The sequence below is a fragment of the Imperialibacter sp. genome (assembly GCF_040222815.1).
GTDB lineage: Bacteria > Bacteroidota > Bacteroidia > Cytophagales > Cyclobacteriaceae > Imperialibacter.
This window is the reverse complement of the sequence record NZ_JAVKCH010000057.1, coordinates 80,217-91,612: the sequence shown is the minus strand read 5'-3', so window position 1 is coordinate 91,612 and position 11,396 is coordinate 80,217. Positions and strand designations below refer to the sequence as shown.

12 protein-coding genes are annotated in these 11,396 nt (G+C 46.6%); 5 read left to right on the top strand and 7 right to left on the bottom strand.

Annotated elements, in window-relative coordinates:
• The first annotated feature begins 29 nt into the window (after nucleotides 1-29).
• Nucleotides 30-1,025, top strand: a complete 996-nt coding sequence (gene dusB / locus RIF36_RS26495; RefSeq protein ID WP_350073786.1) for a tRNA dihydrouridine synthase DusB — start codon at nucleotides 30-32, stop codon at nucleotides 1,023-1,025.
• Between the two features lie 26 nt (nucleotides 1,026-1,051).
• Nucleotides 1,052-1,924: a DMT family transporter gene (locus RIF36_RS26490; RefSeq protein WP_350127882.1), complete on the top strand. Its 873-nt coding sequence runs from the start codon at nucleotides 1,052-1,054 to the stop codon at nucleotides 1,922-1,924.
• Between the two features lie 5 nt (nucleotides 1,925-1,929).
• Here the strand turns inward: RIF36_RS26490 and RIF36_RS26485 are convergent, their stop codons facing one another.
• The 4 genes from RIF36_RS26485 to RIF36_RS26470 form a co-directional block, all read right to left on the bottom strand.
• Nucleotides 1,930-3,414 (bottom strand): SLC13 family permease, encoded by a 1,485-nt coding sequence (locus tag RIF36_RS26485; protein ID WP_350127879.1) that lies wholly within the window; start codon nucleotides 3,412-3,414, stop codon nucleotides 1,930-1,932.
• Nucleotides 3,415-3,495: 81 nt separating this feature from the next.
• Complete coding sequence (locus RIF36_RS26480) at nucleotides 3,496-4,434, bottom strand: DUF1684 domain-containing protein (RefSeq protein WP_350127876.1); 939 nt, start codon at nucleotides 4,432-4,434, stop codon at nucleotides 3,496-3,498.
• Nucleotides 4,435-4,493: 59 nt separating this feature from the next.
• Nucleotides 4,494-4,877 carry a DUF2141 domain-containing protein gene (locus RIF36_RS26475; RefSeq protein WP_350127873.1) on the bottom strand — a complete coding sequence of 128 codons (384 nt, stop codon included), beginning with the start codon at nucleotides 4,875-4,877 and terminating at the stop codon, nucleotides 4,494-4,496.
• Between the two features lie 23 nt (nucleotides 4,878-4,900).
• Nucleotides 4,901-5,818: a hypothetical protein gene (locus RIF36_RS26470; protein WP_350092632.1), complete on the bottom strand. Its 918-nt coding sequence runs from the start codon at nucleotides 5,816-5,818 to the stop codon at nucleotides 4,901-4,903.
• A gap of 106 nt (nucleotides 5,819-5,924) precedes the next feature.
• Here RIF36_RS26470 and RIF36_RS26465 point away from each other — a divergent pair, with 106 nt between their 5' ends.
• Nucleotides 5,925-7,154 (top strand): FAD-dependent oxidoreductase, encoded by a 1,230-nt coding sequence (locus RIF36_RS26465; RefSeq protein ID WP_350127870.1) that lies wholly within the window; start codon nucleotides 5,925-5,927, stop codon nucleotides 7,152-7,154.
• An 86-nt stretch (nucleotides 7,155-7,240) separates the two neighbouring features.
• Nucleotides 7,241-8,224, top strand: a complete 984-nt coding sequence (locus RIF36_RS26460; protein ID WP_350073005.1) for a Gfo/Idh/MocA family protein — start codon at nucleotides 7,241-7,243, stop codon at nucleotides 8,222-8,224.
• A gap of 4 nt (nucleotides 8,225-8,228) precedes the next feature.
• Here the strand turns inward: RIF36_RS26460 and RIF36_RS26455 are convergent, their stop codons facing one another.
• Genes RIF36_RS26455 through RIF36_RS26445 form a run of 3 tightly spaced genes read right to left on the bottom strand, consistent with a single transcriptional unit; the run spans nucleotide 8,229 to nucleotide 10,598 of the window.
• Nucleotides 8,229-8,807 (bottom strand): Uma2 family endonuclease, encoded by a 579-nt coding sequence (locus RIF36_RS26455; RefSeq protein WP_350073007.1) that lies wholly within the window; start codon nucleotides 8,805-8,807, stop codon nucleotides 8,229-8,231.
• Nucleotides 8,808-8,823: 16 nt separating this feature from the next.
• The gene (locus RIF36_RS26450) at nucleotides 8,824-9,204 is read right to left on the bottom strand and encodes a co-chaperone GroES (protein ID WP_151997806.1); all 381 of its coding nucleotides are present in this window, start codon (nucleotides 9,202-9,204) and stop codon (nucleotides 8,824-8,826) included.
• A gap of 59 nt (nucleotides 9,205-9,263) precedes the next feature.
• The gene (locus RIF36_RS26445; protein WP_350127867.1) at nucleotides 9,264-10,598 is read right to left on the bottom strand and encodes a DNA recombination protein RmuC; all 1,335 of its coding nucleotides are present in this window, start codon (nucleotides 10,596-10,598) and stop codon (nucleotides 9,264-9,266) included.
• A gap of 325 nt (nucleotides 10,599-10,923) precedes the next feature.
• Here RIF36_RS26445 and RIF36_RS26440 point away from each other — a divergent pair, with 325 nt between their 5' ends.
• On the top strand, nucleotides 10,924-11,277 hold the full coding sequence (locus RIF36_RS26440; RefSeq protein ID WP_350127864.1) for a hypothetical protein: 354 nt from the start codon (nucleotides 10,924-10,926) through the stop codon (nucleotides 11,275-11,277).
• Nucleotides 11,278-11,396 lie beyond the last annotated feature (119 nt).

Here is an 11,396-nt window from a genome sequence, read left to right as displayed (position 1 = left end):
TCACATTCGGCCCTAAAGGTAGACATACGGTGGTAAAAATAGGTAACATACAACTGGGAGAATTCCCGCTTTTGCTGGCACCCATGGAGGATGTAAGTGATCCTCCGTTCCGTGCAGTATGCAAGGACAATGGCGCCGACCTGATGTATACCGAGTTTATCAGTAGCGAGGGGCTCATCCGTGACGCCATAAAAAGCAGGAAGAAGCTCGACATTTTTCCTTACGAAAAACCTATTGGCATCCAGATTTTTGGTGGCGACGAGGAGGCCATGGCTATGTCGGCCCGAATAGTGGATGCCACTCAGCCCGATATTTTGGATATCAACTATGGCTGCCCGGTGAAAAAAGTGGTTTGCAAAGGGGCGGGTGCTGGGGTACTTCGGGATATCCCGTTAATGGTTCGGCTGACCCAGGCGGTGGTGAAATCTACAAGCCTGCCGGTAACAGTGAAAACCAGGCTTGGCTGGGATGACAGTAGTATCAACATAGAAGAGGTTGCCGAGCGGCTACAGGATGTTGGCATCAAAGCACTGAGTATTCATGGACGCACCAGGGCTCAGCTCTACAAGGGCGAGGCCGACTGGACGTTGATCAGAAAAGTGAAAGAGAATCCGAGGATACAGATACCGATTTTTGGCAATGGAGATATTGACACACCTGAAAAGGCACTTGAGTACAAGAATCGCTATGGGGTTGATGGTATTATGGTCGGCAGAGCAGCAATAGGCTATCCATGGATTTTTAATGAGATCAAACACTTCATGAAGACCGGAGAAAAGCTGACGGCACCGAGCATGAAGCAAAGAATAGAGGTGGCCAGAAAGCATCTTAAGTTCTCTGTTGAATGGAAAGGTGAGAAGACAGGCATCCTGGAAATGCGCAGGCATTACACTAGTTATTTTAGAAATATCCCCAACATAAAGCCCTACAGGCAACAACTGGTGGAGTTCGACACCTATGAACAGGTAGATCAACTGCTTTGTGAAATGGAGCAGGAATTCATGAACGCTTTCGTGGAGGCATAGACAATATGAGCAAACCAGCCAGCCAGATGAGTGACAAAGCGCTCGCATGGCTTTTATTGATCACACTTTCCTTCATTTGGGGCAGCAGCTTTATTCTTATCAAAAGAGGACTCATAATTTATTCTCCATTGGAACTTGGTGCGCTGAGAATAGTAACAGCAGGTTTGTTTCTTCTGCCCATTGCTGTCAGCCGTATTGGTAAACTTTCGAAGCGTAACTGGCAGATTCTTCTTCTTGCTGGTTTTGTAGGAAGCTTCGGACCGGCTTTTTTGTTTGCCCTTGCTCAAACACATCTCGATAGCGGGCTGGCAGGGTCGCTCAACGCACTTACGCCGCTTTTCACCATTTTGATAGGCAGCTGGTTTTTTAGTTCCACTTTCACTGCAAGGAATGCCGTTGGCATTGCCATTGGCTTTGTGGGTACGGTACTTTTGATATTTGCAGGAAGTGGCGGAGGCATTTCTGGTTTCAATTTTTATGCGCTGTTCGTAGTGCTTGCTACTATCTTGTACGCTACCAACCTGAATATCATCAAGGCCTATCTGGCAGACCTGAAGCCGTTGACAATTACCAGTGTTTCGTTGCTTATGGTACTACCTCTTGCCTTAGTTATTCTGGCCAGTGCCACCGACTTCAGCACGAAAATCATCTATACAAAGGGAGCCTGGGAGGCCCTTGGCTATATCAGCATTCTGGGTGTTGTCGGGACTGCTATTGCGTTGATCATATTCAATAAAACAGTGCAGATTTCAACACCCCTGTTCACCAGTTCTGTTACTTATATTATACCACTCATTGCCGTGATATGGGGTCTTCTGGACGGCGAAAAATTACTTGTCACCCACTATATAAGCATGGCGCTTATTCTTGTGGGTGTTTTTATTGCGAACAGAAGGTAGTCCGCCTAAAACGGGTTAACTGATAAGTCGATACCGAGCACCAGCTCCATCAAAAAATAAACTGAAAGCGTTATCAGCACCGTGCTGGCAAGGTTCAGCGCAAAGCCTTTGCGAATCATATCTTTCATTTCCACATGACCAAAACTAAATACGATGGCATTTGGCGGAGTGGCAATAGGTAGCATAAAGGCGCAGGAGGCAGCGAGCGTAGCGGCGATCATCAACCCAAAGGGATGCACTCCAATTGACTGCGAAAGAGCTGCTAAAATCGGCAGCATAATGGAAGCCGTGGCAACGTTGGACGTTACCTCAGTTAGGAAGTTGAGTAAAAGGGCGACTATAAAAATAAGAAGTAGAAGGTTAACGCCTTCGAGCAACGACATTTGCTGGCCGATCCATTCCGCCAGGCCAGACTCCTGAAAGCCAGCTGCCAAAGCCAGCCCACCACCGAACAGAACAATTATCCCCCAGGGGAGCTTCACCGCCGACTCCCAGTCCATGACCATTTTGTTGGCTTCGCTTTTAGCAGGAACCAGAAACAAAGCCAATGCGCCACTCATGGCAATGATCGTGTCGTCGATCCCAGGTAAGATTTCCTTGAGAAGGAATGAACTGGTCATCCAGGAAAATGCAGTCAGGATAAAAACGGCGAAAGCAGCTTTTTCTTCCCAGCTCATTTTGCCCAGTTCTTTCAGGTCGTCCTCAATTTGTTTCCGGCCTCCGGCCAGAGGCTTTTTTGGCAATGGGTAAGCCACCCTGACCATATACCACCAGAGGATTGCCAACAAAACAATGACAAGAGGCATAGCAAAAGCCATCCAGAGAGCAAAAGATATTTCGACATCGAAAAGCTGCTGAGCAATGGCAGAGAAAACGACATTGGTAGGTGTACCTATCAGTGTTCCCATGCCTCCGATAGAAGCCGCATAGGCAATGCTGAGCATCAGCGCCTTCCCCAAATTTGCCTTGAGCTTCACTTTGTCAGGCATGTCGCTCTTGTCGATAATGCCTCCAAGCTGACTGATCAACGCAATGCCAATAGTCACCATCATGAGCGAAGTGGCGGTGTTCGAAATCCACATGGAAAGGAACGCCGTAGCGATGATGAAGCCTAGCACAATGCCTCTGCTGTTAGTGCCTACCCATGAAATAATAGTGAGAGCGATCCTTTTGTGCAGGTTCCACTTCTCCATGGCAATGGCGATAATAAAGCCTCCCATGTAGAGGAATAAAATTTTATTGCCATAAGCAGCTGTTACTGTGTCAATTTTGGCGCCGCCAGTTAATGGCAGTATCACAATGGGCAATAATGAAGTAGCAGCCATAGGAATGGCTTCTGTTGTCCACCAGGTGGCTACCCAAAGGGTACAGGCTAAGACCGAGCGGCCGGATTCGCTCATCCCTTCGGGCTGCACGATAAACTGGAAGATGATGAAAAGGACTGGCCCCAGCACGAGTCCAATTTTAGAAGCCAGCGATTTGCTTTCCATTCAGTGGATATATTTAGGTAGGTGCCTGAAATTAGAAAATCGCACAGAAAAGCCCAATCCTTTGATCAAAAGTGTGAACAATCAATAGCGACTGGCAAACTTTTCCCCGGCCAATATTGCCACCTTCAACTTGTTTTGAGGTGGAGGAAGCGGGCAGGTGGCGAAGGGCGTATACACGCAGGGTGGATTGTATCCTTTGTTGAAGTCCATCACCACTTCCCCGCTGCTGTTTGGTTTAGTAGTATACATATAGCGGCCACCTCCGTACGTTTCTTCTCCCGTTGTTTCATCAGCATAAGTCACAAAAAACTCGTCACCTTCTTCTGTCACATCGAGCGCATACTCATCGCCATCTTTTTCAAACACAAGCCTTCCCGGGCTTGGCTGCTCATAAGTGATCCCAAGGATATTTTGGATTGTGAGCACTTTAGGTGGGTCGTATGGCTCAAACTCAGCGGTGACCACCCAATTTACATCCACAGGATAGGAATCGATCGATTGGAGTGAGTCTAATTTTGGGCTTTCAAAGTCCCGAAGGCGCACTGCCAGCTCATCACCTCTTTTAATGACAAACCAGGTAAGCGACTCATGGCTCATTTGCAGACTCATACGCATAGAGTCGTCATAAACCAACTGCAAGGCAGGGGCTTCCCAGGTGGAGTCTTTTCCTGCTTCCTTCATCATTACCACAGGCTCAGAGGGGGCCTCATACAGTACAGATTTGGTATTAGTTACTCGCAGCTTACCAAGAAAGGCGGGGGCTTTTTCAGGAAATACAATCTTATTAGACGAATCCGATCCGAAGGCAGAGAGGCCTTTGTTGAGGATGTAAAGGCCTGCAAGGTTGACATAGCCGTTGGGGGCCTTCAGTTTTTCGATTCGTTCCTGTTGCCATTTTTGATGAGCTACTTTGTAGGCTGCTACTTCTTCCGCCGACATTTTGTGGTCGCAAGAGGTCAAAAGAAATGAGCTGATAAGCGATAAAAAGCAAAGACGGATAATTATCGTTGAAACTTTCATGGCTGGATTGGTCGGTAGACTATGCTTTTCCTTTTTACGAGATAGTAATATCTGACGAATTATCGAAGCGAGATGCTGTGGGTGGTAGTCTTTGCTTGAAAGGTAACTGACGCTTCTTCGAAATCAGGAGGGCCAAATACCCCCATGGAATCATTTCCAAAACCATAAGGTTCTTTTGGTATGCCGAACAGGCCAGTGTCAAGCTTGCCGTTTTCATTCTCGTCGTGAAACACACTAATGGCATAAGAGCCAAAGGGAAGATTTGTGAATTGCACCCGGGTCGACTCTCCGCTTACCTTTTCTACCTTGCCTTTGTAAAGCCGATCCGTAAGAAAATTCTCTTTTAAATCGTAAAGGGCCACACGAATGTCGCCCTTTACATTTTTTATCCCTTTGATCTCCACAGTAAGTGTGCCTGATGAATCACTTTGGAGCCAATTCAAAAGAAGGCTTAGAACTGCGACTATCACTTTTCCACTACACGGTCAAAGTCAAACTCGTCCATGAATTTCTGTGCCTCTTTAAGGTTTTGGAACTCGAAGGATTTAGATTCACCGTCTTTGGCATGAATCTCCACCTTGATAAGAATTACCTTTTTACCACCCAAAGGATCATCAACAAACGTGGCGTTCTCCGGCACAATAAACTGGCCATCTTTTCTAACCAGCCCCAGTTTCTTGTCTTTGTGTTTAATGCGGTTGCAGTATGAGCATTTGAAATGCTGTACAATTTTACCTTCCGCTGTTTCCGTGGCCTCGCTGATAATTTCCTCGCTTTCGAGCTTCAGCGTTTGGAAGCCACACCTGTCGCACTCAATCGCAATGAGGTTGCCCGGATACTTTTCAATCTTAGTTTCGCCTGTTTCCTGATCTATCCAAACGTCGTAGTCAACACTGAAGATATTCTCTTCCGCCTGCATCCCCTCGTCAAGGTAAACATCCTCTTCTTCTTCACTAAGCAGCTTCATTTTGTTGCCAGTTTTAGGATTGACCCGGGGAGTATATCTGAACTTTTTCAGCCTTTTGGACTGGGCTGTAGGGTAATAGAATTTAAGGATAAGAAATGCAACATAACCGTACAAAGTACCTATGGCAATGGTGATAAACAGCCTGACGAAGAACCACACAAAGTTTAGCTCGACTGTCTCGTCTTTATAAGTGTTGGCATACGCTGTAATGGCCAGCGCAATGCACAAATGCATCACCCAAAGGAGCTTTGATTCATACTTACTAGTAAAATCATACTTCTGCTTGAGCTCTTTAAAACTGGAAATGCGAAGCTTAGTAATGATGTATATGACCACTGCGAGAGCAATCAATACATAGGCTCCATTTTCCATGAAGTTGTGCCAAGCAAGAAGAAATCCCGACGCCTGTTCTTCCATAATTTTCGTTTTAATTAAGGTTCTAATTCAATATTACATAAATTTCATTTACCAAGTAAAATCAAGTTACCAGAACTCTAATAACACATCAAAATAATTATACCCCATGGCCTGGAAAAATATGTCGACCATTGCCCCCAGATACGCTGAGGCCGATAATGTTGTGGCTGGTCTTAAGCCATCCCTTCCTTTATCGACCCGTATTACTGTGGCTGGTGCGGGTGCTTTTGGCGGGTGGACTGCACTGAATTTGCTTAGGCTTGGCTACAAAGTAACGCTGTTTGATCCATGGGGTGCGGGCAATTCCTTGTCAAGTTCCGGAGGCGAGACCAGATTAATGAGAAGCGTATATGGCAGCAACACCTTTTACACAAAGCTCGCCAATGAGTCGTACGATATGTGGAAGGAGGCAGAGGCTTGGGAAGGCAGCAAGCTGTTGCATACTACGGGCAATCTGTGGATGGTGGGTGAAAATGACAACGAGATGGAGAGCGCCGTCGTTCAGATGGATGGTTTGAAGCTTCCTTACCAGCTTTACAAAGCCACTGAAGTGCCGGATCGGTTTTCGTATGTGAATTGTTCCGATCTTTCATACCTGATTCTGGAAGAAAAGGCAGGCGTGCTTAAAGCCAGGGAAAGCTGTCAGGCTGTGCTGAAAAAATTTGTCTCTGAGGGAGGTCAATATGTTGCAGGGGCGCTGACGCCAGGTTCAGTTAGAAATGGTAAAATGGGTGGCTGTAAAACTTCATCAGGAGGCAGGCATGAAATGGACATCTACCTGTTCGCCGGTGGCCCGTGGCTCAAGTCGTTGTTTCCGGAGGTGCTCGGACAGCACCTGGCCGTAACCCGCCAGGAAGTGCATTACTTTGGTTTGCCTGCTGCAAAAGCTGGGTTTTTTGAAGCAAATTTGCCTAGCTGGATTGATATGGCCAATGATGGGGGCTTTTACGGCATTCCCGGGGGCTTTCAAAGGGGCTTTAAGGTAGCGTCCGACAAGCGGGGTCGTGAAATTGACCCAACAACGCAGAGCCGGATACCAGAAGAGTCGGAAGTGGAGAGAGCAAGAGATTATGCGCATCATCGGTTTCCGGGCCTAGGAAGTCTGCCACTGGTTGAGTCCAGGGTGTGTCAATACACAAATACGCCTGATGGGAGCTTTATTCTGGACACACATCCCGAAGCTTCGAACGTTTGGTTGCTGGGTGGAGGATCGGGACATGGTTTCAAGCATGGGCCGGGCCTGGGCAAGCTGGCAGCAAGTATTATCGCCGGTCAGCAGGGGCTCCCTACTTTGCTCTCACTCAGCAGGTTAAAAAGTAGTGGTTTGATAGTATAACTATTGTTATAAATTGGCGTTCAAATGAAAATATTGATGTATTTAGCTAAAGATTTGTCTAATACTATTCTAATAAAAGAGAATTAATGAATACCTATCGCTGGGGGATTGTTGGACTGGGGAGAATTGCCCACAAATTTGCGGAAGCGTTAAAAGTGATTCCCACTGCCCAGTTGGTAGCGGTGGCCTCAAGAGACAGAAAAAATGCAGAAGCTTTTGCTGAACGTTTTGAAGCGAAGACGTTTTACGACAATTACGAGGATCTCATCCTTGACAAAGAGGTCGACATAGTTTACATAGCTACGACACATCCGTCCCACGCATCGCTGGCAAAAGCCTGTCTGCGTTTTGGCAAGCCAGTTCTTTGCGAGAAGCCCTTCGCCATGAATTACCAGCAGGCCAAAGAGGTATATGAGGTGGCCCGTGAGTCAGGTGTGTTTATCATGGAGGCTTTGTGGACAAGGTTTCTTCCTTCTATGAAGCGAGTGATAGAGATTGTAAAGAAAGAGGAGATAGGCCATGTTGTTTCTATTCAGGCTGATTTTGGTTTCAAAGCTCCTTATGACCCGGGGGCTCGACTGTTTAACAAAGAATTGGGTGGCGGGGCATTGCTGGACGTGGGTATCTATCCGGTATTTCTCACTACTGCTCTTTTGGGCGAGCCTGCAAAAATACAGGCCAGCGGAGTGATTGGTCCAACTGGCGTAGACGAGCAGTGTGCCATGCTGCTGGAATACGACAATGGTGCCATTGCCAGCCTTTCGTGCTCGATTATTTCAAATAATACCCAGGTGGCCAGCATCAACGGATCGAAGAGTCGCATTCAAATTGACCAGCCTTTTTGGGGACAAACCAACATCAACATTTTTACTGACTGGAAACCCAGGGGCCTGGTCAAGTTTGACTACCCGAGCAATGGGCTTAACTATCAGGTGGCAGAAGTGCACAAATGTCTTGATGAAGGTAAGACGGAAAGTGATTTGTGGAGCTATGGCGATAGCCTTCTTGTATTAAAGACCCTCGATAGGATCAGAGAAAAGATTGGGTTGAAGTATGAGGCGGATGTTTAATCCTCTATGTCAATTTCGAAAGGTCCAGTTGGAAGCCAGGTAGCACGTTTTCGCCGTCCAGGAAAAAATCAAATGAGTCAACCTCTTTGACAGGCTGAGAAGGCTTGTAGATAAACGCTTTTTTCAGTTCTGGGTCGATCAGCCAGCCTAATCGCACTCCGTTGGCTATCCATTCTTCCATCTTTTTCTTTAATGTAGTAAAGGAATCAGAAGGAGACTTAAGTTCGATGATAAAATCGGGAGTAATTGGTGCAAACTTGTTTTTCTGTTCGTCGCTGATTTGACTCCATTTTTCTAACGACACCCAGGTTGCGTGAGCAGCTTTCATGGAGCCATCGGGCAAAATAAATCCGCCATTGGAAAAGGCTATTCCAAGGCTGAAATTTTTCTCTGCCCAGTTGCCCAGCTGTGCTAGAATTTTTAAGCCGAAGCGGCTTGTACGGCATCCCGCCAGGGAATCAATGATAAGATTCCCCTGCACGTCTCTTTCTATACGTAGTTCTTTGTTAGCCAAGCAGATTTCCAGCAATTCGTCATCCGAAAATCGGATTCTTTCAGGAAATTTTAAGAAAGTGGCTGCCATTCAGATAAACTGAAGTCTAATCAAACAAATCCTCTTCCCGCTCCAGCATCAAAATAGCCGACTGCGGCACAATGAAGTACTTTTCGCCTTTGTAGTGCACCTCAAAAGCTGCCTTTTGCAGGAAAATGGCCATGTCACCTTCTTTGGCTTGTAGGGGCACGTATTTTACCTTATCCTCCTCGGCTTTCCACGGCTCGTCATCATCGGCCTGCATAGGGATAGGGTAGCCAGGCCCCGCTTTCACGATGTATCCGCTTTGTATTTTTTCCTTCTCCTGCACTCCCGGAGGCAGGTAAAGCCCACTTTCAGTTTTCTCTGATTCCTTTTTTGGCTTGACCAATACCCTGTCGCCCACTATCACCAGCTTTTTCAGCTTGTTGTCTGCTGTCAATTCCATTCTTTTTCCCTTCATCAGGTTTCAAAGTTACTCTTAAACCAAAAAATGCACAAAACAGTTTAGTCCATTGATCTGTCGATGAGCCTCTGGTCAAGTTGCTTGGTGGTTTTTGCTCCCAGCTCTCTCAACCGCTCGGTTTTGCGCACAAGGTTGTCCTTGCCGTCTACCAGCTTGTTCATTGCCGCATCGTAATTTTCCTTGGTTTGCTTAAGGCTGTTGCCCACCTTCACCAAGTCGGCCACGAAACCGTCGAATTTGTCGTAAAGCGCACCTGCTTGCCTGGCAATCTCCTCAGCATTTTTATTCTGCATGTCCTGCTTCCATATGTACGAAATAGTGCGCAGGGTGGCAAGGAGCGTGGTGGTGGACACCAGTACGATATTTTTATCGAGCCCTTTTTCATAGAGCGCATGATCCTCTTTGTAAGCAACCGTCAGTGCGGGTTCGTTCGCAACAAACATCATGACGTAGTCGGGCTGGCTGATTTCGTACAGGTTTTGGTAGTTGCGCTCGCCGAGCAACTTGATATGACTGTAAATGCTATCAATATGCATCTTCAGGAATTTCGCTTGTTCCAGGTTGTTTTCAGCATTGAAAAAGTTAGTATAGGCAGTTAGCGATACTTTTGAATCAAGGACCAGATACTTTTCATCCGGAAGTTTGATGATGTAGTCGGGGCGCTGATTGGAGCCGTCCTCATTCTTGAAGTTCTTCTCTTTGAAGTAGTGGATGTCTTTTTGGAGCCCGGCTTTTTCGAGGATCGCCTCCAGCTGCATTTCACCCCAGCTTCCCTGTGATTTGCTGTCGCCTTTCAAGGCTCGGGTGAGGTTCTCCGCTTCTTTGGTAATCTGTTGATTCAGCTCACGGAGGTTTTTGATTTGCTCGCTCAGGCTGCTGTTCCACTTCAGGCTTTCTTTGTTCGTGTCTTCCACCTTTTTTTCAAACTCGGCTATTTTCTCCCGTAGCGGATTGAGCACCTCGGCTATATTCGTCTTATTCTGGTCAGTGAATTTTTTACTTTTTTCTTCAAAGATTTCCTGAGCAAGGTGCTTGAACTCTACGGTGAAACGTTGCTGGAGCTCAGCCACTTCCTTTTTGTGCTCGTCCAGCCTCTCCTGTAGATTTTTATAATTGGCCTCCAGCGTGGAATTTCTTGTGCTCAGTTGAATTACCTTTTCTCTTTCTGACTTTATCTCCTGCACATATCCGGCTGCCTCTTTCTCCACATCTTCCAGCTTGCCCTTCAGTAGGGCGTTTTGTGTATTCTGCTCATTGCTTTTTGCTTCGAACTCACGTTGCAAACTTTGTTTGGTGGTCGACTGCCTGGCTAGCAGGACAAGTGCTGTAGCCACCAAGCCAATGGCTAATCCGATAAGGAGTGAAATCAAATCCATGTTTAACGTGTAAGAATTTTAGCACCGAAAATAGTGCCGCTAAGTTAAGACCTTCGTTACCCTTTTATCCCTGATGTGCGACTAATTTTCATTTATTGCCAACTATCGTAGGTCGGTAAATGTATTGTCCTGGAAGATGTTGATGGTTTAAAGATATCTTGCTAAGAGAAGCCCACACAAAGTATAACAGGCCTTTCAAAACTGTTTTACCCTTGATGGCGCCCCGCTTCGGAGCAGTTGAACAGCCTTGAAGGTAAAACCCTGAGCCTGTGTTGAATGAAGTTTAACGTGGCCGGGAACTTCTTTGTCTTTCCCTTTGTCTCAAATGTTGTTATTTTGCAATATGCTGCTTCGGTTCAGGGTCATCGCATTCTTTCTTTTACTCATCATCGCCTTTCCCCCGGGACACGAGACTGTGCGCACGGTCTTCGACCACCACTACGACGAGCTGACCTCGCTGTTATCCGACCCGTCTGGAGAGTTTTTATTTCAAGCCCGGCTTAGCTCGACTCGTCAAAAAACAGAGCTACCTTACCTTGTTCTCTTTTCTGCCCGTCCTGCTGTGTTCTCTGCCGTGCATGTTAACCGCAATGAATTGGTGCAATCGGCGGGGAAGGCCTGCCCGTGGCTGCACCTTTTCCGATCAACACAACTATTCCCCTTTCATTTCTTCAGGTAACATCCTTTCTTTTTAGTCAGCCGGAAGGCGGGTGCTGCTGCAAGGTTTCCCGCCTCCGCAAAAGACTGATACCGAATATCAGGCGGATTGAATCTGCCTTTATACAGTTTTAACTAAAA